The 25,194-nt window shown below is 41.1% G+C and carries 20 protein-coding genes and 1 tRNA gene; 17 read left to right on the forward strand and 4 right to left on the reverse strand.

Annotated elements, in window-relative coordinates:
- The first annotated feature begins 54 nt into the window (after positions 1-54).
- From EXE30_RS07305 to EXE30_RS07355, 11 genes are all read left to right on the forward strand, one after another.
- Positions 55-130, forward strand: a tRNA-Trp gene (locus tag EXE30_RS07305).
- A gap of 76 nt (positions 131-206) precedes the next feature.
- Positions 207-647: a preprotein translocase subunit SecE gene (gene secE, locus EXE30_RS07310; protein WP_130161837.1), complete on the forward strand. Its 441-nt coding sequence runs from the start codon at positions 207-209 to the stop codon at positions 645-647.
- Between the two features lie 7 nt (positions 648-654).
- Positions 655-1,188 (forward strand): transcription termination/antitermination protein NusG, encoded by a 534-nt coding sequence (gene nusG, locus EXE30_RS07315; protein WP_130161838.1) that lies wholly within the window; start codon positions 655-657, stop codon positions 1,186-1,188.
- 111 nt (positions 1,189-1,299) lie between these two features.
- Entirely contained in the window at positions 1,300-1,728 is a 429-nt protein-coding gene (gene rplK / locus EXE30_RS07320; protein ID WP_004668262.1) for a 50S ribosomal protein L11, read from the forward strand.
- Between the two features lie 3 nt (positions 1,729-1,731).
- Positions 1,732-2,427, forward strand: coding sequence for a 50S ribosomal protein L1 (gene rplA, locus EXE30_RS07325; protein ID WP_130161839.1), 696 nt, complete (start codon positions 1,732-1,734; stop codon positions 2,425-2,427).
- Between the two features lie 251 nt (positions 2,428-2,678).
- Positions 2,679-3,185 carry a 50S ribosomal protein L10 gene (rplJ, locus tag EXE30_RS07330; RefSeq protein ID WP_130161840.1) on the forward strand — a complete coding sequence of 169 codons (507 nt, stop codon included), beginning with the start codon at positions 2,679-2,681 and terminating at the stop codon, positions 3,183-3,185.
- Between the two features lie 48 nt (positions 3,186-3,233).
- Complete coding sequence (gene rplL, locus EXE30_RS07335; protein WP_130161841.1) at positions 3,234-3,599, forward strand: 50S ribosomal protein L7/L12; 366 nt, start codon at positions 3,234-3,236, stop codon at positions 3,597-3,599.
- Between the two features lie 308 nt (positions 3,600-3,907).
- Positions 3,908-7,996 carry a DNA-directed RNA polymerase subunit beta gene (rpoB, locus tag EXE30_RS07340; RefSeq protein WP_130161842.1) on the forward strand — a complete coding sequence of 1,363 codons (4,089 nt, stop codon included), beginning with the start codon at positions 3,908-3,910 and terminating at the stop codon, positions 7,994-7,996.
- Positions 7,997-8,119: 123 nt separating this feature from the next.
- Complete coding sequence (gene rpoC, locus EXE30_RS07345) at positions 8,120-12,313, forward strand: DNA-directed RNA polymerase subunit beta' (RefSeq protein WP_130161843.1); 4,194 nt, start codon at positions 8,120-8,122, stop codon at positions 12,311-12,313.
- 169 nt (positions 12,314-12,482) lie between these two features.
- Positions 12,483-12,848 carry a DNA transfer protein p32 gene (locus EXE30_RS07350; RefSeq protein ID WP_130161844.1) on the forward strand — a complete coding sequence of 122 codons (366 nt, stop codon included), beginning with the start codon at positions 12,483-12,485 and terminating at the stop codon, positions 12,846-12,848.
- A gap of 225 nt (positions 12,849-13,073) precedes the next feature.
- Positions 13,074-13,430, forward strand: coding sequence for a YMGG-like glycine zipper-containing protein (locus tag EXE30_RS07355; RefSeq protein ID WP_130161845.1), 357 nt, complete (start codon positions 13,074-13,076; stop codon positions 13,428-13,430).
- Positions 13,431-13,516: 86 nt separating this feature from the next.
- Here EXE30_RS07355 and EXE30_RS07360 read toward each other — a convergent pair whose 3' ends face one another.
- Complete coding sequence (locus EXE30_RS07360; RefSeq protein WP_130161846.1) at positions 13,517-14,005, reverse strand: DUF4442 domain-containing protein; 489 nt, start codon at positions 14,003-14,005, stop codon at positions 13,517-13,519.
- 109 nt (positions 14,006-14,114) lie between these two features.
- On the opposite strand from EXE30_RS07360, the gene EXE30_RS07365 reads away from it, so the two are divergent.
- From EXE30_RS07365 to htpG, 5 genes are all read left to right on the forward strand, one after another.
- Positions 14,115-14,993, forward strand: a complete 879-nt coding sequence (locus EXE30_RS07365; RefSeq protein ID WP_171457345.1) for an alpha/beta fold hydrolase — start codon at positions 14,115-14,117, stop codon at positions 14,991-14,993.
- Positions 14,994-15,069: 76 nt separating this feature from the next.
- Entirely contained in the window at positions 15,070-16,434 is a 1,365-nt protein-coding gene (locus EXE30_RS07370) for a Na+/H+ antiporter family protein (RefSeq protein WP_130161848.1), read from the forward strand.
- A 490-nt stretch (positions 16,435-16,924) separates the two neighbouring features.
- Positions 16,925-17,527 (forward strand): OmpW/AlkL family protein, encoded by a 603-nt coding sequence (locus EXE30_RS07375; protein WP_130161849.1) that lies wholly within the window; start codon positions 16,925-16,927, stop codon positions 17,525-17,527.
- Between the two features lie 124 nt (positions 17,528-17,651).
- A complete protein-coding gene (locus EXE30_RS07380) occupies positions 17,652-18,005 on the forward strand; it encodes a lysozyme inhibitor LprI family protein (RefSeq protein ID WP_130161850.1) in 354 nt (117 codons plus the stop codon).
- 119 nt (positions 18,006-18,124) lie between these two features.
- Positions 18,125-20,044: a molecular chaperone HtpG gene (htpG, locus tag EXE30_RS07385; protein WP_130161851.1), complete on the forward strand. Its 1,920-nt coding sequence runs from the start codon at positions 18,125-18,127 to the stop codon at positions 20,042-20,044.
- Between the two features lie 96 nt (positions 20,045-20,140).
- Here htpG and EXE30_RS07390 read toward each other — a convergent pair whose 3' ends face one another.
- The 3 genes from EXE30_RS07390 to EXE30_RS07400 all read right to left on the reverse strand — a co-directional run bounded on the left by EXE30_RS07390 (position 20,141) and on the right by EXE30_RS07400 (position 24,170).
- Positions 20,141-21,277 (reverse strand): hypothetical protein, encoded by a 1,137-nt coding sequence (locus EXE30_RS07390; protein ID WP_130161852.1) that lies wholly within the window; start codon positions 21,275-21,277, stop codon positions 20,141-20,143.
- A gap of 209 nt (positions 21,278-21,486) precedes the next feature.
- Positions 21,487-22,911: a hypothetical protein gene (locus tag EXE30_RS07395; protein ID WP_130161853.1), complete on the reverse strand. Its 1,425-nt coding sequence runs from the start codon at positions 22,909-22,911 to the stop codon at positions 21,487-21,489.
- Positions 22,912-23,471: 560 nt separating this feature from the next.
- On the reverse strand, positions 23,472-24,170 hold the full coding sequence (locus EXE30_RS07400) for a DsbA family oxidoreductase (RefSeq protein WP_130161854.1): 699 nt from the start codon (positions 24,168-24,170) through the stop codon (positions 23,472-23,474).
- A 175-nt stretch (positions 24,171-24,345) separates the two neighbouring features.
- On the opposite strand from EXE30_RS07400, the gene EXE30_RS07405 reads away from it, so the two are divergent.
- Complete coding sequence (locus tag EXE30_RS07405; protein ID WP_130161855.1) at positions 24,346-25,095, forward strand: hypothetical protein; 750 nt, start codon at positions 24,346-24,348, stop codon at positions 25,093-25,095.
- Positions 25,096-25,194: the final 99 nt, after the last annotated feature.

Below are 25,194 nucleotides of genomic sequence, written 5' to 3' on the forward strand. Positions count from 1 at the left end.
GCATAATACAATATGAGATTCAAATCGGAAGCTTCGGCTTTCGATTTGCATAATAGGTCAGTAGTTCAATTGGTAGAGCGTCGGTCTCCAAAACCGAATGTTGGGGGTTCGAGTCCCTCCTGACCTGCCACTTTTTTTAAATAAATAAGCTTGATTCTGGCTAAGTTGTCATATAATAAGTCGCGAATTCTACGACGAGTAAAAAAATGTCGAATGATAAATCGCGTGACGCATTAAGCGACGCGCCAATTCCCCAAAGAAATAATGCTGCAGAAGTTGTGCGCTCGGGTTCTCCATTAGATGTTGTCTTATGGTTGATGGCCCTAGCTCTATTGATCGGTTCAGCAATGGTAAATCAGTATTTGCCAGCCCATTGGGCACCCGCAAATGATATTTGGGTGCGCATCGGGGTAATTTTGGCTTGTATCGTCGTCGCTTTAGGTTTATTATACGCCACCCATCAAGGTAAGGGCTTTGTGCGTTTATTGCAAGATGCGCGAATAGAACTGCGTCGAGTGGCTTGGCCGACAAAACAAGAGACGATCACGACTTCGTGGCAAGTGCTTTTGGTAGTAATTGTAACAGCAATCGTATTGTGGTGTTTTGATTACGGGTTAGGCTGGTTTATTAAGTTAATTATCGGGTAAGAGCGCAATGAAACGTTGGTATATTATTCATGCCTATTCAGGTTTTGAAAAACAAGTAATGCGTTCACTTAATGAACGAATTCAACGTAGCACAGTAGCTGATAGCTTTGGTGAAGTTCTTGTTCCTACTGAAGAAGTAGTGGAAATGAAGGACGGAAAGAAGCGCAAGTCTGAACGTAAATTCTTTCCTGGCTATGTGTTAGTCGAAATGGAAATGAATGATGATACTTGGCACATTGTAAAAGAATGTCCAAAGGTTCTCGGTTTTATTGGTGGAACACCAGAAAAACCAGCGCCAATCACACAACGTGAAGCGGATGCAATTCTTGCTCGTGTGCGTAATCTTGGTGAGGCACCTCGTCCGAAGACGATGTTTGAACCAGGTGAAGAATTACTCGTTATTGATGGTCCGTTCACTGACTTTAAAGGGGTCGTGGAGGAAGTACAATACGAAAAGTCGCGTTTAACGTTGACGATTAATGTATTTAATCGACCTACTCAGGTTGAGCTAGAGTTTCGCCAAGTCGAAAAAACAGTTTAATTTGAGTTGGTTAGAAAGCGCCCGATTTTATCGGGCATTGTTGTTGTAATGCTTTGGCGTTACTTGATTTTTGGGGAGCCTAACGGCGTTTGTACCCAGAGGTAATTTTTAATGGCTAAGAAGATTGACGGCTATATCAAGCTGCAAGTCCCAGCTGGTAAAGCAAATCCATCTCCACCAATTGGTCCTGCTTTAGGTCAACGTGGTGTAAACATCATGGCATTCTGTAAAGAATTCAATGCTGCTACACAAAAACTTGAAGTTGGTTTGCCGATTCCTGTCGTGATTACTGTGTACAACGATAAGTCGTTCACTTTCATCATGAAAACTCCACCTGCATCTATTCTTCTTAAGAAAGCTGCTGGTATTCAAAAGGGTTCAGCTGTACCTAACAAAACTAAAGTGGGTAAGTTGACTCGTGCTCAACTAGAAGAAATTGCGACTACTAAAGAACCAGATTTAACTGGTGCTGATTTAGACGCTCGTGTTCGTACCATCGCTGGTTCTGCACGTTCTATGGGCTTGGAAGTGGAGCTATAAGACATGGCAAAGTTAACTAAACGTCAAAAAGCCATTGCTGCTGCTGTAGAAGCAAACAAAGTTTACACTTTGGAAGAAGCAGTACAAGTTCTCAACAGCCTTCCAGCTGCTAAGTTCAAAGAATCACTAGATGTTGCGGTAAACCTTGGGGTTGATCCACGTAAATCTGATCAAGTGGTTCGTGGTGCGACAACTTTACCTGCGGGTACTGGTAAAACTGTACGTGTTGCAGTATTTGCACAAGGTGCTGCTGCTGAAGCTGCTAAAGCTGAAGGCGCTGACATCGTTGGTTTTGAAGACTTAGCTGAAAGTATTCAGAAAGGTAATCTTAACTTTGATGTTGTTATCGCTGCACCTGACGCTATGCGTGTTGTAGGTAAGCTTGGTACGATTCTTGGTCCACGTGGCTTAATGCCAAACCCTAAAGTGGGTACAGTAACTCCTGATGTTGCTAATGCGGTTAAGAATGCTAAGTCTGGTCAAGCACGTTACCGTGTCGACAAAGCGGGTATTATCCATGCTGCGATCGGTCAACTTGGTTTTAGCGAAGAAGCTGTACGTCAAAACGTTGAAGCTTTGATTGCAGACTTGAAAAAGTTAAAACCTGCGACCTCTAAAGGCGTATACGTTAAAAAGATCACTTTGAGCTCTACTATGGGTCCTGGTCTTATTGTTGACGTAAGCAACATTTCTAAATAATTTAGAAAAGAATTTTAAAGCCTTAGATTCTCTCTTTGAGAAAATCTAAGCAAACTTTGAATTGATAAATGAATATTTATCAGCGTCAAAGACCTCAGGCGAGGAATATTTTCGAATATTCTTCTTAAAAATCCAGTCTGAGTAGACGCGGTGGTGTGATTTGTTCCTCCTCCGCGTGTAAGTCTGAATAAGATTTACGAATTGGGAGTGCACTCATATGAGTGCATAAATCACCGTTAGGAGGTTTTACAATGGCTCTTCTTATCGAAGACAAAAAACAGATCGTTGCTGAAGTAAGTGAAATTGCTTCTACAGCGTTCGCTGCCGTTGTTGCTGACTATCAAGGTTTAACAGTTGAGCAATTAACTGCTCTTCGTGTTGAAGCTCGTAAACTAGGTGTTGCTACACGTGTTGTACGTAATACTTTGGCTAAACGTGCTCTTCAAGATACACAATTCGCTATCTTGAATGATGACCTTGTTGGTCCAACAATCTTAGCATTCTCAACTTCTGAAGACGATATGGGTGCAGCTGCACGCTTGTTCGAAGAATTCGCTAAAACTAATAAAGCATTTGAATTAAAGGCTGCTGCATTTGACGGCAAAGTTTATCAAGGTGCAGACGTTAGCGTTATCGCAAATCTTCCGAACCAAGAAAAAGCGCTTACTATGCTTGCCTCTGTTCTTCAAGCTCCTATTTCGAAATTGGGTCGCTTACTTACAGCGCTTCAAGAGAAAAACGAGTCAGAAGCTGCTTAAGTTTAAATCTACTTTCACACCACTCAATACCCATTTGGAGTTACTCTCATGGCTTTAACAAACGAAGAAATCTTAAACGCAGTTGCTGAAAAAACTGTTCTTGAACTTGTTGAACTTATTTCTGCTTTCGAAGAAAAATTCAACGTATCTGCTGCTGCTGTTGCTGTAGCTGCTGGTCCTGCTGCTGCTGCTGTTGAAGAGCAAACTGAATTCAACGTTGAGTTGACTTCTTTCGGTGCTAACAAAGTTGCGGTAATTAAAGCTGTACGTGAAGCGACTGGTCTTGGTCTTAAAGAAGCAAAAGATCTTGTTGAAGGCGCTCCTGCAGTTCTTAAAGAAGGCGTTTCTAAAGAAGAAGGCGAAGAGCTTAAGACTAAGCTTGAAGCTGCTGGCGCTACAGTTACACTTAAGTAATGCTGTAGGGAGTCGGTTTTTTTGATAATCGGCTCCAAAAAATGGCTGATGGCTCTTGGGTCATCAGCCTTTTTGCGTTACAATAATCGGCTCGTTTTTTGTTAGTTTCGCATGTAATGTGCGGTTTTTTGCAATAAAAAGACTAATATCAAACGCTTAACAATGTTTTTTGCTTATAAAAATATTGTTAAGCGTTTTAATACCACTAAAAATTGCAGCATTTGTAAACAGTGGTGGCCATATCGGCCTGCGTAATCCTTCTAGGCCCGTTCTGCAGGCGGGCTTAGTTTACTTCCCGAGGACTCCAGATGGCATACTCATATACCGAAAAGAAACGGATCCGTAAGAATTTTGGTAAATTGCCCCAAGTGATGGAAGCACCGTACTTACTTTCGATTCAAGTCGATTCGTACCGTACGTTTTTACAAGGTGGCAAAACTCCAAAGAACCGCGAAGATATCGGTCTCCAAGCCGCATTTCGTTCAGTTTTTCCTATTGAAAGTTATTCTGGCAATGCTGCTTTAGAATTTGTTGAGTATAGTCTTGGTAAGCCTGAGTTTGACGTGCGTGAATGTATTTTACGTGGTTCGACTTATGCAGCACCAATGCGCGTAAAAATTCGTTTGATCATTAAAGATCGTGAAACGAAATCAATTAAAGACGTTCGTGAGCAAGAAGTGTACATGGGTGAAATGCCACTCATGACAGATAACGGTACTTTCGTTATCAATGGTACTGAGCGTGTAATCGTATCTCAGTTACACCGTTCGCCAGGTGTATTCTTTGACCATGACAAGGGTAAAACCCACTCAAGTGGTAAAGTGTTGTACTCAGCACGTATTATCCCTTACCGTGGTTCATGGTTAGACTTTGAATTTGACGCAAAAGATCTTGTATTTGTGCGTATTGACCGTCGTCGTAAATTGTTGGCGACTGTTATTTTACGTGCCTTAAATTATACCAATGCGCAAATTTTGAATTTGTTCTACGAAAAAGTACCTGTATATCTTGATATGGGTAGCTATCAAATTGACCTTATTCCAGATCGCTTGCGTGGGGAAATGGCGCAGTTTGATATTGCAGACAATGACGGTAAAGTGATTGTTGAGCAAGGTAAACGTATTAATGCGCGTCACGTACGTCAAATGGAAGCTGCTAACTTAGCCAAGCTTTCTGTACCTGATGAATATTTATACGAGCGTATCACTGCTGAAGATATTCCATTAAAAGATGGTGAAGTGATTGCTGCAAATACCTTGCTGAGCCATGAAGTGATGGTGAAGTTAGCTGAAGGTGGTGTTAAGCAATTTAATATCCTATTCACGAATGATATCGATCGTGGTTCTTTTATTGCTGATACGTTGCGTGCAGATACCACAACGGGTCGCGAAGAAGCACTTGTTGAAATCTATAAAGTAATGCGTCCAGGTGAGCCGCCGACGAAAGAAGCTGCAGATAATTTATTTAATAACTTATTCTTCTCTTCTGAACGTTATGACTTGTCTCCTGTTGGTCGTATGAAGTTTAACCGTCGTTTGGGTCGTCCATACGAAGTCGGTACTGATCAAAAGTCTCGTGAAGTTGAAGGCATTTTATCGCACGAAGATATTATCGATGTGTTACGTACCTTGGTTGAAATTCGTAACGGTAAAGGTGAAGTCGACGATATCGATCACTTAGGTAACCGTCGTGTACGTTCTGTTGGTGAAATGACAGAAAACCAATTCCGTGTTGGTTTGGTACGTGTTGAGCGTGCTGTTAAAGAGCGTTTGAGCCAAGCTGAAGCTGATAACTTGTCTCCACAGGATTTAATCAACGCTAAGCCAGTTGCTGCTGCCATCAAAGAGTTTTTTGGTTCAAGCCAATTGTCTCAGTTCATGGACCAAAACAACCCATTATCTGAAATTACACACAAACGTCGTGTATCAGCGCTTGGGCCTGGTGGTTTAACACGTGAACGTGCAGGCTTTGAAGTTCGTGACGTACATCAAACCCATTATGGTCGTGTATGTCCAATTGAAACGCCTGAAGGTCCAAACATTGGTTTGATCAACTCGCTTTCTGTATATGCAAAAACAAACAACTTTGGTTTCTTGGAAACACCGTACCGTAAAGTTGTTGATGGTCGTGTTACGGATGAGGTTGAGTATTTATCTGCAATTGAAGAAGTGGGTACTGTTATTGCACAGGCCGATTCGGCAATTGATAAAGAAGGTGCTTTGACGGAAGAGATGGTTTCTGTACGTCATCAAGGTGAATTCGTACGTATGTCACCTGAACGCGTCACCCATATGGATGTTTCTGCACAGCAAGTTGTTTCTGTTGCAGCGTCATTGATTCCGTTCCTTGAACACGATGATGCGAACCGTGCATTGATGGGTTCAAACATGCAACGTCAGGCTGTTCCTACTTTGCGTGCGGACAAGCCGCTCGTTGGTACTGGAATGGAAGCGAACGTAGCGCGTGACTCTGGTGTATGTGTCATCGCAGGCCGTGGTGGTGCGATCGAGTATGTTGATGCATCGCGTATCGTTATTCGTGTAAACGAAGATGAAATGATTGCTGGTGAAGCAGGTGTAGACATTTACAACCTCATCAAATACACCCGTTCGAACCAAAATACTTGTATCAACCAAAATGTTATCGTGAACATGGGCGACAAAGTTGCGCGTGGTGATATCTTGGCTGATGGTCCATCGACTGATATGGGTGAACTTGCGCTTGGTCAAAACATGCGCGTCGCATTCATGACATGGAACGGTTATAACTACGAAGACTCGATCTTACTTTCTGAGCGTGTGCTTCAAGAAGACCGTTTAACTTCGATTCATATCCAAGAATTGTCATGTGTTGCACGTGATACCAAGTTAGGTGCAGAAGAAATTACTGCCGATATTCCTAACGTAGGTGAAGCAGCGCTTTCTAAGTTGGATGAGTCGGGTATTGTTTATATCGGTGCTGAAGTCACTGCTGGTGACATCCTTGTTGGTAAAGTAACTCCTAAAGGTGAAACACAGTTAACACCTGAAGAAAAATTACTTCGTGCCATCTTTGGTGAAAAAGCAGCTGACGTAAAAGATTCATCTTTACGTGTTCCATCTGGTACTAAAGGTACAGTGATTGATGTTCAAGTCTTCACGCGTGATGGATTGGAAAAAGATGATCGTGCGCAAGCAATCGAAAAAGCACAACTTGATGCTTATCGTAAAGATTTGAAAGAAGAGTACAAAATCTTTGAAGAAGCAGCACGTGAACGTATTGTTCGCTTGTTGAAAGGCAAAGAGTCTAATGGTGGCGGCACAACGAAGCGTGGCGATAAACTTGCAGAAGATATGTTGTCTGGTTTAGAGCTAGTTGATTTGTTAGAAATCCAACCTACAGATGAAGCAATCGCTGAACGTTTAACTCAAATTCAGGTATTCTTGAAAGAGAAGAGTATCGAAATTGATGAGAAATTCGCCGAGAAGAAACGCAAACTCTCTACAGGTGATGAATTAACAACGGGTGTATTAAAAGTTGTTAAGGTTTACCTTGCAGTGAAACGTCGTATCCAACCGGGTGATAAGATGGCGGGTCGTCACGGGAACAAGGGTGTTGTCTCTAACATCTTACCTGTTGAAGATATGCCACATGATGCCAACGGTGTACCAGTTGACATCGTATTGAACCCATTGGGTGTACCGTCGCGTATGAACGTGGGTCAGATTCTTGAAACCCATTTGGGCTTGGCAGCAAAAGGTTTGGGTGAGCAGATTGATAAGATGCTGCAACAACAACGTACAGTTGCTGAACTTCGTTTGTTCCTCGATAAGATTTACAACAAAGTTGGTGGCGAGCAAGAAGATCTTGATAGCTTAACTGATGAAGAAGTGTTGAAGCTTGCAGGTAACTTACGTGCAGGTGTTCCTTTAGCAACACCAGTGTTTGATGGTGCTGAAGAAAATCAAATTAAAGAATTGCTTGAACTTGCTGAATTGCCGCGTTCTGGTCAACAGACTTTGTTTGATGGCCGTACAGGTGAACAGTTTGACCGTCCTGTAACTGTGGGTTACATGTATATGCTCAAATTGAACCACTTGGTTGATGACAAAATGCATGCGCGTTCAACAGGTTCTTACTCGCTTGTGACACAGCAGCCGCTTGGTGGTAAAGCACAATTCGGTGGTCAGCGTTTTGGTGAGATGGAAGTTTGGGCACTTGAAGCATATGGTGCAGCATATACACTCCAAGAAATGCTTACTGTGAAATCGGATGACGTCGAAGGTCGTACCCGCATCTATAAGAATATTGTAGATGGTAACCATTATATGGATCCGGGTATGCCTGAATCGTTCAACGTATTGACCAAAGAGATCCGTTCTTTAGGTATCAACATTGAACTGAAAAATGGTGACTAAACATCTCCATTGAATCCTCCCACCTCTCTTTATCAAAAAGGGAAGTGGGAGGATTAATCAGTTAAAAACAATATTTGTGACCCAGTTGGGCGAGCTTAGCTCCCTGACACACGGAGAAAAAAATTGAAAGACTTGCTCGATATCATGCGTAAGAAAACGGATTCTGAAGGTCATGCACCTGTTGAATTTGATCGTATCCGTATTGGTCTTGCGTCACCAGAAATGATTAAGTCATGGTCTCACGGTGAAGTAAAAAAACCAGAAACCATTAATTACCGTACTTTTAAACCTGAACGTGACGGTTTGTTCTGTGCCAAAATCTTTGGTCCAGTTAAAGATTACGAATGCTTGTGTGGTAAATACAAGCGTATGAAATATAAAGGCGTCATTTGTGAAAAATGTGGCGTTGAGGTTACGACTGCTAAAGTTCGTCGTGAGCGTATGGGTCACATTGACCTTGCATCTCCAGTTGCGCATATTTGGTTCTTAAAATCATTACCAAGCCGTATTGGTTTGTTACTTGATATGACATTACGTGATATCGAACGCGTATTGTATTTCGAATCATATGTTGTGACAGATCCAGGGATGACTCCGTTTGAAAAGTATCAACTTTTAACAGACGAAGAATACTTCAATGCGCTTGAAGAACATGGCGATGAATTCACCGCAAAAATGGGTGCAGAAGCAATCCAAGATCTATTGAAAGATATCGATCTTGAAGCTGAAATTGCGCGTTTGCGTGAAGAAATTCCTCAAACAACGTCTGAGACGAAACTTAAAAAAGCGTCTAAGCGTTTGAAGTTGATGGAAGCTTTCAAAGACTCAAACAACAAGCCAGAATGGATGGTGTTGACAGTACTTCCAGTACTTCCGCCAGATCTTCGTCCACTTGTACCACTTGAAGGTGGTCGTTTTGCGACGTCTGACTTGAATGATCTTTATCGTCGTGTGATTAACCGTAACAACCGTTTGAAGCGTCTGCTTGATCTATCTGCACCAGACATTATCGTACGTAACGAAAAACGTATGTTGCAAGAGTCTGTCGATGCGTTGTTAGACAACGGTCGTCGTGGTCGTGCAATCACTGGTTCGAACAAACGTCCATTGAAATCTTTGGCTGATATGATCAAAGGTAAACAAGGTCGTTTCCGTCAGAACTTACTTGGTAAGCGTGTTGACTATTCTGGTCGTTCGGTTATTACTGTTGGTCCTACTTTACGTCTTCACCAATGTGGTCTTCCGAAGAAAATGGCACTTGAATTATTCAAGCCGTTTATTTTCGCAAAATTACAAGCATCTGGTCAGGCAACAACCATTAAAGCTGCGAAGAAAATGGTTGAGCGTGAGACACCAGAAGTTTGGGACGTACTTGCATCTGTGATTCGTCAACATCCAGTGATGTTGAACCGTGCACCAACGCTTCACCGTTTAGGTCTTCAAGCATTTGAACCGATCTTAATTGAAGGTAAAGCGATCCGTTTACACCCACTCGTCTGTGCTGCGTTTAACGCCGACTTCGATGGTGACCAAATGGCGGTCCACGTTCCGTTGACACTTGAAGCACAGTTAGAAGCACGTGCATTGATGATGTCAACCAACAACATCTTGTCACCTGCAAACGGCGAGCCGATCATCGTTCCTTCTCAGGACGTTGTATTGGGTCTTTACTACATCACACGTGATGCGGTAAATGCCAAAGGTGAAGGTATGGTGTTTGCGGATACACACGAAGTTAACCGTGCGTTGGCAACTGGTCAGGTTGCAATTCATGCACGCGTAAAAGTACGTGTACACCAAACTGTTATTGATGAAAATGGTCAACGTGAACAGCAAACCATTATTGTTGATACTACGCCTGGTCGTTGCTTATTGTGGGAAGTTGTTCCACAAGGTTTAAGCTTTGAATCTATTAACCTTGAGATGACCAAGAAAAACATCTCTAAGTTAATCAACTCTTGCTACCGTAAATTGGGCTTAAAAGATACTGTTATCTTTGCTGACCAATTGATGTATTTGGGCTTCCGTCAAGCGACGCGCTCAGGTGTATCTGTAGGTATGGAAGACATGCTGATTCCATCAACCAAGTATACGATTATCGATAAGGCTGAAACAGAAGTTCGCGAAATCGAACAACAGTTTGAGCAAGGTTTCGTAACAGCGGGCGAACGTTATAACAAAGTTGTCGATATTTGGGCACGTACCAATGACCAAGTTGCGAAAGCAATGATGGACAACTTGTCTTTTGTTACGGTTAAAAACCGTGACGGTGTTGATGAGAAGCAGAAATCATTTAACTCAATTTATATGATGTCTGACTCTGGTGCCCGTGGTAGTGCGGCGCAGATTCGTCAGCTTGCTGGTATGCGTGGTTTGATGGCGAAACCAGATGGTTCGATCATTGAAACACCGATTAAAGCAAACTTCCGTGAAGGTTTGACGGTACTTCAGTACTTCATTTCAACACATGGTGCGCGTAAAGGTTTGGCCGATACAGCATTGAAAACAGCAAACTCGGGTTACTTGACTCGTCGTTTGGTCGATGTTGCACAAGACTTGGTAATTACCGAGCCTGATTGCGGTACAGCTGGCGGTTTAGTTATGACGCCATTCATTCAAGGTGGTGATGTCATTGAGCCATTACGTGATCGCGTATTGGGTCGTGTAACTGCTGAAGATGTGCGTCGTGCATCGGATGACGAAGTTGTATTACCGCGTGGAACGCTCATTGACGAGAAAATCGCAGCTCAGCTTGAAGAAGCGGGTGTGGATGAAGTTAAAGTACGTTCAGTGATTGCGTGTGAATCTAGCTTCGGTGTATGTGCGCGTTGTTATGGTCGTGATCTTGCACGTGGTCACTTGGTGAACCCAGGTGAATCTGTGGGTGTAATGGCTGCACAGTCAATTGGTGAGCCAGGTACACAGTTAACGATGCGTACCTTCCACGTTGGTGGTGCTGCAAGCCGAACTTCTGCTGCAAACAGCGTTCAAGTACGTAATAAAGGTACGGTACGTTTCCACAATGTGAAAACAGTCGAACACAACAAAGGTCACCTTGTTTCAGTTTCACGTTCAGGTGAAATTGGTATTGCGGATGACTTAGGTCGTGAGCGTGAGCGTTATAAACTTCCTTACGGTGCGAGCATCTTGTTGAAAGATGGCGAGTCTGTTGAGGCTGGTGGTATCGTAGCGACTTGGGATCCACATACACATCCACTTGTGACCGAAGTTGCTGGTAAAGCACGTTTCAGCCAAATTGCTGATGGTGTGACTGCAACCTCTAAAACAGATGATGCAACAGGTATGACGACTGTTGAAATCTTGCCAGTGACAGCACGTCCTGCTTCTGGTAAAGATTTACGTCCTGCGATTGTGTTGGATACAACTGATGGTGGCGAACAGTTCTACTTCTTACCGCAAAATACCATTGTAACCGTTCGTGACGGTGCAACGATTGGTGTGGGTGATGTACTTGGTCGTGTACCACAAGAAACTTCACGTACGCGTGATATTACCGGTGGTCTTCCACGTGTAGCTGACTTGTTCGAAGCACGTAAACCGAAAGAACATGCAATCTTGGCTGAAGTGTCAGGTGTTGTAAGCTTTGGTAAAGAGACCAAGGGTAAGAACCGTTTAGTGATTACACCAGATGATGGTTCTGAGATTTACGAAGAACTTATTCCGAAATGGCGTACCATTAACGTGTTCGAAGGTGAACATGTCAATCGTGGCGAAACGATTTCTGATGGTCCACAGAACCCGCATGACATCTTACGTTTGAAAGGTGAAGTTGCATTGACCAATTACATCGTGAACGAAGTTCAAGATGTATATCGTCTCCAAGGTGTAAAAATCAACGATAAGCACATTGAAGTGATTGTACGTCAAATGTTGCGTAAAGTTGATATCACTGAAGGTGGCGATACTAGCTTCATCAAAGGTGAACAAGTGGATTACATCCGCGTTGTTCAAGAAAACCAAGCTGTTGCTGCTCAGAATAAATTCTCTGCGAAGTTTGAACGTCAGTTGATGGGTATCACAAAAGCATCGCTTTCTACTGACTCATTCATTTCTGCTGCATCGTTCCAGGAAACAACACGCGTGTTAACTGAAGCGGCTGTAACGGGCAAAGAAGATGACTTACGTGGCTTGAAAGAAAACGTGGTTGTGGGTCGTTTGATCCCAGCTGGTACTGGTCTTGCGTATCACTTAGAACGTCGTCGTCAAGAAGCTGAAGCTGCTGAATTGGAACTTCACAACGACTTTAGTGAAGTTGACCAAGCATTTAGCCAAGCGTTGAACTCAGATCAATTCTAAGTTCATACTGACTGAGAAAAAGACACCTTCGGGTGTCTTTTTTTGTGAAGAAAATGAGAGTAAAGCATTACAAAAACACCTTAGAGCGTTAATGTTTCATTACCAGATCTGAATAGATACTTCATGAAACATTACTATCTTATTGCGTAGAAAGAGAGGAGTAGTTCCAATGAAAAAAATGATGATGATTGCTGGTGTTGGTCTAATGTCAACAACCCTTTTTGTTGGTTGCCAGAATGCAAGCCCAGAAAGTAAACGTATTGGTTCAGCTGCCATTGGTGGTGGTGCAGGTGGTGCTGTAGGTAAACATGTGGGTGGTAACCTTGGTGCTGGTATCGGCGCTGCTGTAGGCGCGGGCGTTGCTGCGAATGCGAAGGGCGCTAATAGTAAAAATACCCGAAACAGTGCGATTGGTGCTGGTGTCGGTGCGTGGCTTGGCGGTGCTGTATTAGGAGGGGAAGCTGGTGCTGCGACAGGTGGAGCGCTTGGCGGTAGTGCTGGAGCTGCTTATGGTGAGAAAAAAGGTAAGTACTAAGAAATAAAAAAGGAAAAATTAAAGATGGCCTTTATCAATGATAAGGGCTTTTTTAGTAGGTGAATATCTAGCCTAGTTGTATGGTCTTACTAAACCAGTGTTGAAAAGTGGATAGTGCGTTACAAAACATCAATCGATTCGGACATTGTGATAACACAATGTGATCAAAATCCTCATAAAAGCAGGCTATGCTTTTTATATGTAGATAAAGGAAAGAGTAGGATCATGAAAAAAACAATCGGTTTAGTTTCAGTTGTAATGTTGTCTACGGTTATGTTCACAGGCTGTCAAAATATGAGTGCATCCGATCAGCGTATTGGTGCGGCCGCATTAGGTGGTGCTGTAGGCGGTGGTGTCGGTAATCATGTTGGCGGCGGTCTAGGTGCTGGTGTCGGTGCGGCAGCGGGTGCTGGTGTGGGTGCGAATACCCAAGGTGGTAGTAGCAAGACAACAACCAGTAGTGCAGTTGGTGCAGGTATTGGTTCGGTCGTCGGCAAAGCAATTTTTGGTGGTGATTCTGGTGCTGCGATTGGTGGCGCGATCGGTGGTGGTGCTGGTGCAGCAATCCAAGAAAAGAAATAGTTTTTAAAGCTTTCAACCGTTTCTGAATGATACAAATAAAAATGCCTGCAAGCGATAAAGTGCAGGCATTTTTATTTTAAATCTGTTTATTTCGATGTCGCTTTCGGCTTTTTACGACGGATATATAAAACTTTTTCGACTTCCGCGATACGTGTACCTGCGTCATCGACGATATTTAAGGTGTAGTGGCGTAACACGGGTTCATGATTTTCAGTCAATTGCTTAATTTCTGCAATTTCATTAGCACTCAATTGAATATCCGCATATACGGTATTGCGACCAGGAGAGATAAAATGAATAGTGGCGCTTTTATCCCAAACAATATATTTATGACCTAAATGATGCATCAGGATCAGCATATAAAAAGGATCAACCATTGAATATAAACTACCGCCAAAATGCGTGCCCACAATATTACGATTTTTTCGTGTGAGTGGCATTTTGACTCGAATGTGATAATCCTCTAGAGCAATGGTTTCAATTACGATTCCTGCACCACGATACGGCGAGTAGTGGTTGATCATAAATTTAGCAACTGCAGGAATGGTTCGAATTTTTTTGAAAAAGCTTTTCATGGTCAATTTTTTTTCTTACAACTCAATTCATACTGCATAAGTATCATTTTTATAGTATCGCTGGCAATGGCTGATTGCACGACCAAGCCGATTGAAAACAAAATGGGAAATAATTATGCAAGTACAAGTAGAAACTGTAACAACCTCTGATCATCAAACGCTTTGTGTAAAAACATGGGGTGATGAAAAAAAACCAGCATTGGTATTGGTACATGGTTATCCCGACAATCAAGAGGTATGGGAACCTATTATTGAAAAATTAATCAATGACTATTACGTGGTGACCTACGATGTGCGTGGTGCAGGCTTATCTTCGATTCCAAAACGCATAAAGGACTATCGTTTACCGCGTTTATCATTAGATTTACAGGAAGTGGTTGATCAAGTCTTACCAAATCGTAGTTTTCATATGGCAGCTCATGATTGGGGTTCTTTACAGTCATGGGAATCAGCGACTGAGCCAAAACTGAAAGGTCGTTTACTCTCTTATACGACGATTTCTGGTCCGTGTCTGGATCATGCATCTTTATATTTACGCGAGAAATTTAAATCGGCACCAAGTCATGTCTTAAAAATGTTGACCAAATCTTGGTACATTGGTGCATTTCATTTACCTCTACTTGCACCAACGGTATGGACCTTGTTTAGTCCTGAGAAGTGGGGCAAGGTGTTAAGCGGCCTAGAGAAAAAGCAAGATTTACCTTTGAATGCAAATATTGTGGCAGATGGTAAATATGGGATTAATCTTTACCGTGCTAATTTTATTCCATCTTTAACTCAACCGCGCCAACGCTATGCTCAATGCCCTGTACAGGCAGTTGTCTTAAAAAGAGATGCGTTTGTTAGCCCTGAATATATTACGGAATCTATGCCGAAATGGGTTGAGAACTTTGAGTATGTTGAGTTGGATGCGAACCATTGGGCGGTGTTGAGCCAACCAGAAAAAATTGCGGATTATATTCGTCAATTTATCGTGAAAAATGCATAAATAAAAATCACGTGATGGCAATCGCTGAATTTAAACTCTGCTAAAATGGCGCCCTCGTTTCATTTAGTTCAAAGTTATGTTTGCAATTATTGCTGCGGTTGCTGTCATGTTCGGCCTTTCCTTGGGTCGAGTTCCTGTGGTCTTTTCCTTGGTGATTGGAGCTTTGACAGGCGGTTTACTGGCTGGTTTAGGCTTACAAGGTACATTGGATGCATTTAATAATGGTCTAGGTGGTGGTGCGAAAATCGCACTTGCTTATGGGGTATTAGGTGCCTTTGCTTTAGCCTTGGCACGCTCGGGTTTACCTGATTTATTGGCCTATAAACTCGTTAAAATTCTTAAAAATGACACCGATATTCGAGCTCAAAAGCAGGTGAAGTTTCTCATTTTTATTACCATCGGATTAGCCGCGATTGCTTCGCAAAATGTTATTCCAGTACATATCGCATTTATCCCTGTTTTAATTCCACCTTTATTGAATGTATTTAATCATTTGAACCTAGATCGTCGAGCGATTGCGAGCGTACTCACATTCGGTTTAGTTGCGACTTATATGTTCTTACCGATGGGATTCGGTGCAATTTTCTTGAATGATATCCTTGCACATAACATTAATCATTTTGGTCAAAGCTATGGTCTACAGATTCGTAATGAACAGATTCCTTATGCGATGATGATTCCGGTTGGAGGGATGTTTCTCGGGCTGTTGGTCGCAGTATTTATAAGTTATCGCAAGCCGCGTGTTTATGAAGATAAACCATTACATAACGTGACACGTAGCATTGTCGGAGAGATGGCTCAACAGCAACAAGCACCTCAAATTGCCACCTTTACTTTATGGATGGCGGCCTTTGCGATTATTGCAACAATTGTGGTGCAGCTTTATTCGGATTCGATGATCGTTGCAGGTTTAGTGGGTGTTGCAATATTAAGTTGTGCGGGTATTTTTAAGTGGAAAGAAGCAGATGATGTCATCGTCAGTGGTATGCGGATGATGGCATTGGTTGGTTTTACAATGATTGCTGCACAAGGTTTTGCTGCTGTGATTGAAGCAACCAACCAAGTCCCAGATTTAGTCAAAGCAACGGCGGGTTGGATTGGAGACAGTAAGGCGCTTGCTGCATTGGTGATGCTCTTGGTCGGTTTGTTGATTACTTTAGGGATCGGTTCTTCATTTTCCACTGTACCGATTCTCGCGATTATTTATGTACCTTTATGTCTGCAATTTGGTTTTAGTCCGATGGCGACGATTGCACTGATTGGTACGGCTGCGGCATTGGGGGATGCGGGTTCTCCTGCATCAGATTCGACCCTAGGTCCGACATCTGGCTTAAATTTGGATGGTCAACATGACCATATGCGAGATACAGTGGTTCCAACATTCCTCCATTTTAATATTCCATTGATTGTCTTTGGCTGGATCGCTGCGATGGTGCTCTAATAAAAAAATGGCTCTATTTAGAGCCATTTTTAATATTAAGAAATAATAAAAGGTAAAATTATATTAAAATTAATTTTTTTTATTTCTAATTAATAATTTCAATTGTGACTATTATAAACAATATAAGTTTAAGTGTTAATTTAAAAAATAAGGTTGTAAGATGACACTTATTGTCATTTGTGTGAAGTTGTCTGTATTCTTAACGATATTTAATTTTTAAATTAAACTACAGAATTTGATTTTTAAATCTAATTTTTTGATTGGGTATTATTCTAATAATTCAGACAAAAATACTTGGTTTTCATAAGTTTAAGTTGAGTGTTTGAGTTGGTTTTGTCGGCTGTTACATATATTTACAAACTTATATTGTTGTTAATCAGCAGTTTAAAAATATAATCAAATTGCTCGGAATTAATATATATTGCATAAAATAAAAACTCATGATTATTATTAATAGCACGGTTAAATTTTTATTAAAGAGGTCATTTTAATGTTTAAGAAATTATTGCTTGTTACTTTATTGGGGATGTCTTCAACTGTTTTTGCTGGTGGTTTGCAGGTTAAAGTTGGAGCGAGTGTGATTGCACCAACAGATGAAACAACAGTTGCTGGCGTGGGTACTTTAAAAGCAGATTATGAGTTTGCATTTACGCCATCGGTCGAATATTTCTTTGGAGATACACCTTTTTCAGCGGAGTTATTGCTCGCAACACCGATATCACATGATGTTTCTCTAGATGGCACTAAAGTGGTTAAGCTCAAACACTTACCGCCAACGATTACTGCGAAATATAACTTTAGAAACGCCACTGCTTTTACGCCTTATATTGGGGTCGGCGGTACAGCATTTTTAGCTTGGGATGAGAAAGCAGTAGGTCCTTTATCAGACGAAAAAATAAAAGTGAAAGATGACTTCGGTTTTGCGGGGCAGTTAGGTTTTACCTTTCAACCTGCTGATGCAAAAAACTGGGGTGTTTTCTTTGATGCCCGTTATGCTCAATTAAAACCAGAAGTAAAACTTAATGGTACAAAGTTGACAGATTTGGATATTAACCCGATGGTATATACCCTTGGCTATAGTTATAAGTTTTAAATGAAATGAGTTAAAACAACCTCACAGATTTGTGGGGTTTTTTGCAATTTAAGTATCAAAGAAATACAGATTGAAAGTATGAGGTTTTGTATGCTGGAAAAATAAAGCTAATCCAGAGAAAAACATGAAGCAATCGATCCTTTATTTTGCGTTGTTTTTGATGTCGATGCTGTACCTCTCAAATACGCATGCAGCAAGTTTCTCTTGTCAAGCTGCCAAGCTAAAGATTGAGCAACGAATCTGTAATGAGCGGAGACTAAACGATGCGGATGTGAAGCTTGCAACGACTTACCAAATTATTTTGCATGCGTTACCTATGGGTGGACGTGATGCTGAAAAGGCTAAACAATCTCGGTGGTTGAAACAACGCAATGCTTGTGGTGCCAATACCTCTTGTATTGAAGATGCATATTTACGACGGCAACAACAACTTGATCAACTTTTGCAAGTGCGTGTGTTGAGTCAAGGACCATTCTAATTTTAAGGTTGAATTCTTTTAATGATAAAAAAATTAAAATTGGGGTATTGAAAAAACGCAGTTATACACCATTCATAAATCAGTCTAATTGAATAAGCCTCACAGATAAGGAGTGATTTATGAGTGAACAAGCATCACAAAATTATAGTTTCCAAGCTGAAGTTGCTCAGTTATTGCATTTAGTGACGCATTCTCTCTATTCCAACCCTGAAATTTTCCTTCGTGAATTGATCTCAAATGCTTCTGATGCATGTGATAAGTTACGTTTTGAGGGAATCAATCATCCTGAATATTATGAAAATGATTCAGATTTACGGGTTCGTGTCACTTTAGATAAAACGCATAAAACCTTGACGATTTCGGATAATGGGATTGGTTTAACTCAACAAGAAGCGATTGATAACTTAGGAACGATCGCCAAGTCAGGAACTAAAGACTTCATGTCTAAGCTGACAGGAGATCAAAAATCTGATGCGCAATTGATTGGGCAGTTTGGTGTTGGTTTTTATTCAGGTTTTATTGTTGCTGATAAGATTACGGTTGAATCTCGTCGTGCGGGTTTAGACGCTGCTGAAGGTGTCCGTTGGATCAGTGGTGGAACTGGGGAGTTTGAAGTTCAAACAATCGACAAGGCTACGCGTGGTACAGATATTATCCTGCACCTACGTGATGATGCGCTCGATTATTTAGAATCGTGGAAAGTTAAACAAATTATCAATAAGTATTCTGACCATATTAGCTTGCCGATTCAAATGCAAAAAGAAGTATGGCAAGAGGAAGAAGTCGCTGAGGGTGAAGAACCGAAAGGCGGTCAAATGGTCAAGACAGATGAGTGGGAGGCGATTAACTCAGCCAGTGCCTTATGGACACGCAGTAAGAGTGAAATCAGCGAGGAGCAATATATTGAATTCTATAAGAACCTTAGCCATGATTTTGCCGAACCTTTAGCATGGGCACATAACCGTGTGGAAGGCAGTACTGAATATACCCAGTTGCTTTATATCCCAAGTCAGGCAAAACAAGATTTATTTACCCGTGAAGCCAAAGCAGGCATCAAGCTTTATGTCAAACGTGTCTTCATCATGGATGAAGCGGATAATCTGATTCCAAATTATTTACGTTTTGTACAAGGTGTCGTAGATAGTGCTGATTTACCACTCAATGTCAGCCGTGAATTACTACAAGAAAGCCGTGATGTTAAAACTATTCGCGAAGGCAATGCTCGTCGTATTCTCACTTTGCTTGATGGTTTAGCGAAATCGGAAGATGAGAAAGATCAAGAGAAGTTTAAAACGTTCTATGCTGAATTTGGTTCGGTACTGAAAGAAGGCTTGGGTGAAGATACTGGGAATCGTGATCGTATCTTGAAATTGTTGCGTTATGCGACATCCAATAATGATGAAGTCTCAACGTCTTTGGCTGATTATAAATCGCGTATGCAAGACGGACAGAAAGCCATCTATTACGTGACGGCTGATAGTTTAACAGCAGCGAAAAATTCGCCGCAACTTGAACTGTTCAAGAAAAAAGGCATAGAAGTCTTGCTCATGGCAGACCGTGTTGATGAATGGGCGATGAACTTTGTATTTGAGTTCGATGGTACCCCATTACAGAACGTTTCTAAAGGTGCGGTGGACTTAGGTGATCTACAGGATGCAGAAGAGAAGAAAGCCCTTGAACAAGCGGCTGAACAATTCAAACCTGTTGTGGATCGTTTAACGACATCGTTAAAAGACAAAACTAAGGAAGTTCGTGTCACGACACGTCTAGTCGATTCTCCAGCATGTTTGGTGACCAGTGAAGGTGAGCTTTCTCCACAACTAATTCGTATGCTAAAACAAGCAGGTCAGGCGGTTCCGGAGATTAAGCCGACACTGGAAATTAACCCTGAACATCCTTTAGTGAAGAAATTAGAGAGCTCTGCACAGTTTGATGATCTCGCCAATGTGATTTTTGATCAGGCGGTGATTGCTGAAGGCGGTTTACCAGAAGATCCTGCGGCGTATGTAAAACGCATTAATAGCTTGTTATTGAAATAAATGCTTTTCATAAAAAAACTCTGCTTCGGCAGAGTTTTTTTATGTCTATGGATAACATTTAAGTTATCCACAGTTGCGCTGAAAATTCCATCAAACCTAGAATAATGTCTCAAGACGAAGGAAGGTGCTGACATAGTGGTCTCTGTCTTCACGATGATCATTAAAATAATTGAGATCACCTTGTACATAAAACCATTCACGCCACAGTGGTTGTCGCCATGAGACAAAAGGTCCCCAGCTGTTCAAACGCAAGTCATTGTCGTTGTAATAACCACCTGTATAGATGCCATAATTAAAACGATTGTGTGCAAAAAACTGATGTTCACGGAAGGTTCGATTGTCCCAGCGTAAATCATCATCCTGTTTATCTGCATAGGTTAGGCTGAGCTGATTTGATAAGAAGGGTTGATTGGGACGAGCATGGATAAGTTCTAAATTAGTGCGAAGATAATTTTCACTTCGGCTGCCATAACGATAAATCTGTTCAGCATTGAACCTAAAGTCATTATTTAATTCCCATTTCTTTTTCGCCCTTAAACGAAGATAAACATCGCTGCCTGAACGCAAACCAATATCAGCATCAGTTTCAACAGGCAATTTTTTGGAGAGATCTGAGAAGCGTAGAGCAACTGAGCCATTGTTATCACGCGTTTGTTTAGAATCGAATCTTTTATCAGGATCTTGGTTTGGCTGCTGATTGGTGCTGGAAATATGATTATCAAATTCATCGTCGAGTGAATCATCACCAAACACCAAGCTGAGCCGTTTTTCCAGTGTCGGCAGTTTAATTTTACCGCGTATACGTGGTTTTACTTCATAGTTATCATATTCATTCCAATAATTGTCTAGCATCAACCGAATGGTGGCAGAAGCTGGCTTTTCTGGATCAACCTCGCCAAACCAATTATCAATTTTAACTGAGGTGCGATCGGCCCATTCTCTGACGTCACGCTGTTTACGGTCAACCCAGGTTCTTTCTTCTGTTTCCGAAACGGGAGGAACCACAGGTTGACTGGATTGTTCAGGAAGAATAGTTGGTGTTGCATCGACCCACTTGGGAATGTAGTTCAAAACGCTCTCAGTGTTTTTACCATTCGATGTTTGCGTATTGTTGTTTGGTTGCTGTGGCTGAGTCGTTGCTTCAGTGGCATTTGCTATATTCACGAATCCGCATGACAGGGCGAATACTGTATAAAAGAGATGAAATGATACCGTTCTTTGGGAAATTGTCATGGTGCAAACTTATGTATTGTTCTTGCTTTTAACTCTTGATGATTCAACCCATAAAATCAAGTAATAATCACAAAAAACTGCAATTTAATCGTGTAAAAGACAAGTGATCAGAATGACTTAGTTCACTCAAAATTTATCATCTGAAATGCGACTGAGATATCGCAATACAGATGATAGAAATGCATACTTTTTATGTATTGAATACAATCTTAGCTAGATTCTGATAGTGCGCTGTTTTCCAATGCTTGATATAAGTCATGTACCGAAATCGGTTGGGGTAAGCGGCTAATGGCTTGACGAATCAACTGCCAGGTATAACCATCGGCACGATCCAATAATAGATAGGGATAAGCTTGATCTTCATTGGAGAGCTTAGTCCGTTCTGTACCGTGAATCACACGAATTTTATGACGCTCTCTTAATAAAATCACAGGAGTCAAAAAAGTTGCCGAGGTTTCTTCAAATGGAATAAATTTTTGCGTATTCACAAATGAAGCTGGGATATATGGATAAACACGTTGATCACGTTGCCAGATCAATGTTCCATTCATGATGCATTCATTAAACAAACTTTCGTGTTGATGATAATGTTGTTTAAAGTTGCTCCAATAGGTTTGGTGGATCGAGCTGGTTTGGGTATGCAGTGGGTTTGTATAGGACTGCAGGACTGAAATGGCATACTCGACGCTATGTGTACCAATCAGTACTACATAATGTGAAAATTGACCTTGTGCATAGAGTTGTTCCGCAATGAAAATTTGTGCGGATTCCCACACTGGCTGAACTTCATTTTCAGCTTTTAAATATAACCAATCAATTTTGATGTTTTGATCAATCTCATTGTGTAAGTCAACACGATATAACGAGGGGAAGGTACGCGCATTCACACGCTCTAAGCGGCAGACCAATCCGTCTAAATTAAAATCATTTAATGCAACGGGTTTCGCTTTATTTAGATTGCTAGATGTCGCTGTGGTCTGTTTAAAGTTCGCTTTCACAGCTGTTGTTTTTTGGGCTGGGACAGGTTGAATCTTCTCTTGAATAATCGCGTCGAGTTGTGACTGAAACTGAGCCGTTTCTTCCTTTATTAAGGATAAGGGATCGGTGTGAATGCTTTGATTTGAGCTTGATGATGAGGTTGATGCCTGATTGATTGGCTCTAAAATAGGAATCAAATGTTGTAGTTCACGATCTGTTTTAATATATTCACTGGCATGGTTTTTTAGCCATTGTAATGCCTCTTGAGATGAATTCATCCAAGGGCTTTTAAGAAATGACAAAGCAGGGCGAATGACCCAGACTTGCCAATGTTGGGCTTGACGCAATGCGGCCCATCCCATATCCGCAGAGGCGAATAAAGCATTCTCTACGCGTCCCATAAAGTTATAAGTACCACGATAGGTCATGGCATAACCGTGATTGCTCAATTCGTCCGTTGAGAACTCTTCATTTTGAATATAGGCCTTAAAAGGCGTGATTTGATCCTGAAAAGTAGGATCGTCACAAGATGCACAAATATCTTTAATTCGTTGTTTTGATTTGGCAATTTCAAATAGTGAGGTTTTATCATCATTGAGCCCTTCAATGAGATGCTGGAGCTCATCCACCAAGAGTGCTTTCTCTAATACGTCCATTTATTGTTTCCTTAGAGATAGGCTTGAGCCTGTTTTAGATAAAAAAATTAAGTCGTCGTATTTCTAACAATTTGTTGTTGTCGCTTGCAGTGGTAAGCTTCTATTTTTGCTCATCCTATAAGCGATTCGAGATAGATGTCTGTTGCATAAATTTAACGATCTATTCGGTCTGTAATGCTTGCATTTTTATCACAAAAGATTGTCACATTATGACAATTATAGAAGAAAACAATGCAAAATCTATAGCATATGAGTTAGCAAACAATCTCATTTGACAGGCTTAAATCGAGATGTTGTTCATGCTTTGTGAGCAAAAATAGAAACATTTTAAAAGAACAAATCGGATAAATAGATAATAAAATAGAAAGGTATCTATAAATCTATGCATGAGTTGTGATCAGCCTCACAAATCAATGGTTAAAAAGCACGCAAAAAGATCACTTGCGGTGAGGATAGGTTAATTATCTAAGATAAAATATTGAAATAAATAGAAAATAGACAAATTTATACGGAGCAAGACAAGCTTCAATCTTGGATTTGAAGCTTGTCCATAAGTCGCGTTATTGTGGTTTTATTTCACATTGATCATCATGACACTGTGCTGCATCAGCGGGTACTATTTCTTGCTCAGATGTTGATTGAGCTTTTTGTAGCGCTTGTAAGAAAATCTCACGAGGCTGAGCACCAGGAAGAGCTAGTTTTTGATCAAAAACAAAAAAAGGAACGCCTGTCACCTTCAATTGTTCATGTGCAATTTTTTCATCGTGCCGAACAAAATCAGCCAATTCATCCGAGTCCAAAACATATTCAACTTCAGCATTGTCTAAGCCAATCCGTGAAGCAATTTCTTCGACCACTTCACGTTCACCAATGGCTAAACCTTCGGTCATATAGGCATGAAAGAAAGCCTCTTTCGCTTCATTGCCCATGCCTTTGCTTTGCGCGAGATGGATAATACGATGTGCATTAAAACTATTGCCTGAATTGGCTTTTTGCCATTGGAAGTCGATGCCTTCCTCCGCAGCCATGGCCGCAATATTGCGTTCCATTTCTTCCATCTCAGCATAGCTTCGACCATATTTTTTGGCTAAACGTTCTGTATTGGATGTGTCATGTTTCGCTGGTGCATCTGGATCGAGTTCAAAACTATGCCAGTGAATATCAAGTTCGATTCCAGCTTCTGCTGCAACATGTTCAAGACGTTTTTTACCGATATAACAAAAAGGGCAGACCACATCTGACCAAATATCTACACGCATGGCGTATCTCTTCAATTTCAGTTAAAGAGATAATAGGGATGATGTGCTTGAATTTAAAGTTTGTAATATGTAATGCTCCGTTACGAGAAATGAAATAAAAAATACTCCAGTCACATAGATTATTGATTAGAATGAAATCAAGGACATAAAAAATATAATTAAGCTTGGAGGCATTATGCGCCGTTTTCTATTATTTGTTGCAGTAATCGCGATTTGTATTGGTTCATTTTTTCTATATCAACATAAGCTACAACAGCGTGCTGAGAACAATAAGCAAATGTTTGATGTGGTCATGGCTGAGAAAATGCGTGAGTTATATGACCAAGCACAAGATTGGTCAACCCCTGTTCAGCTCGATGTACAAGATGATCGCTTGTCTGGTGATTATAAATTAATGTCGGAATTCTTATTAACCTATTGGATGCAAAATGTTGAAGCACGAAATGATTATCTACGAGCACTGAAAGCTGCGAATTGGGATACCTTTTTAAATGTAGAGCGATTGGATCGTGATCGTAAACAGGATTATAAAGAGACACAGCAGATGCTTAGCGATGTGCGTAAAGTCTCAGCTGAATATGAGCAAGCACGTCAAAAAATACAATTAGGCTCGCTAGAACAGGCGAAGCATTTGTCTATTCGGCGTGATATGCGTGATTTGCTGCAAGCAAAATTGCAAAGCAATCTGAATACAGATCAAAGCCAAGATATTTTTGCAATTGAGCAACAAGTCATAGAAAAAGCACAGCTGATGTTTGATCTGCTAAAAGCGCATCAATGGCAAAGAAAAAATAACACTATTCTGTTTTATGAGAATGCACCCGTGAAAAAATTCAATACGCTTTATCAAGATGTGCTAAAGCTTAACAGTAAGATGGAAAAAATTAAAAACAATAACGTCGAAGTATTGGAAGAAGAGCTATAGCTATTTTTCTATATACAAAGCTAAAAATAGCGTATCTAGATCATATCTCCGTCATGCTTAGGGGTGAAACTGCTGGTTATCAGCCCGTTGAGTTCATGA

Source organism: Acinetobacter halotolerans (assembly GCF_004208515.1).
Lineage (GTDB): Bacteria > Pseudomonadota > Gammaproteobacteria > Pseudomonadales > Moraxellaceae > Acinetobacter > Acinetobacter halotolerans.

Bases quoted from the DNA above. Each gene is read 5' to 3' on its own strand.
- secE (WP_130161837.1), top strand. From the start codon at position 207: ATGTCGAATGATAAATCGCGTGACGCATTAAGCGACGCGCCAATTCCC.
- nusG (WP_130161838.1), top strand. From the start codon at position 655: ATGAAACGTTGGTATATTATTCATGCCTATTCAGGTTTTGAAAAACAA.
- rplK (WP_004668262.1), top strand. From the start codon at position 1,300: ATGGCTAAGAAGATTGACGGCTATATCAAGCTGCAAGTCCCAGCTGGT.
- rplA (WP_130161839.1), top strand. From the start codon at position 1,732: ATGGCAAAGTTAACTAAACGTCAAAAAGCCATTGCTGCTGCTGTAGAA.
- rplJ (WP_130161840.1), top strand. From the start codon at position 2,679: ATGGCTCTTCTTATCGAAGACAAAAAACAGATCGTTGCTGAAGTAAGT.
- rplL (WP_130161841.1), top strand. From the start codon at position 3,234: ATGGCTTTAACAAACGAAGAAATCTTAAACGCAGTTGCTGAAAAAACT.
- rpoB (WP_130161842.1), top strand. From the start codon at position 3,908: ATGGCATACTCATATACCGAAAAGAAACGGATCCGTAAGAATTTTGGT.
- EXE30_RS07350 (WP_130161844.1), top strand. From the start codon at position 12,483: ATGAAAAAAATGATGATGATTGCTGGTGTTGGTCTAATGTCAACAACC.
- EXE30_RS07355 (WP_130161845.1), top strand. From the start codon at position 13,074: ATGAAAAAAACAATCGGTTTAGTTTCAGTTGTAATGTTGTCTACGGTT.
- EXE30_RS07360 (WP_130161846.1), bottom strand. From the start codon at position 14,005: ATGAAAAGCTTTTTCAAAAAAATTCGAACCATTCCTGCAGTTGCTAAA.
- EXE30_RS07370 (WP_130161848.1), top strand. From the start codon at position 15,070: ATGTTTGCAATTATTGCTGCGGTTGCTGTCATGTTCGGCCTTTCCTTG.
- EXE30_RS07375 (WP_130161849.1), top strand. From the start codon at position 16,925: ATGTTTAAGAAATTATTGCTTGTTACTTTATTGGGGATGTCTTCAACT.
- EXE30_RS07380 (WP_130161850.1), top strand. From the start codon at position 17,652: ATGAAGCAATCGATCCTTTATTTTGCGTTGTTTTTGATGTCGATGCTG.
- htpG (WP_130161851.1), top strand. From the start codon at position 18,125: ATGAGTGAACAAGCATCACAAAATTATAGTTTCCAAGCTGAAGTTGCT.
- EXE30_RS07390 (WP_130161852.1), bottom strand. From the start codon at position 21,277: ATGACAATTTCCCAAAGAACGGTATCATTTCATCTCTTTTATACAGTA.
- EXE30_RS07395 (WP_130161853.1), bottom strand. From the start codon at position 22,911: ATGGACGTATTAGAGAAAGCACTCTTGGTGGATGAGCTCCAGCATCTC.
- EXE30_RS07400 (WP_130161854.1), bottom strand. From the start codon at position 24,170: ATGCGTGTAGATATTTGGTCAGATGTGGTCTGCCCTTTTTGTTATATC.
- EXE30_RS07405 (WP_130161855.1), top strand. From the start codon at position 24,346: ATGCGCCGTTTTCTATTATTTGTTGCAGTAATCGCGATTTGTATTGGT.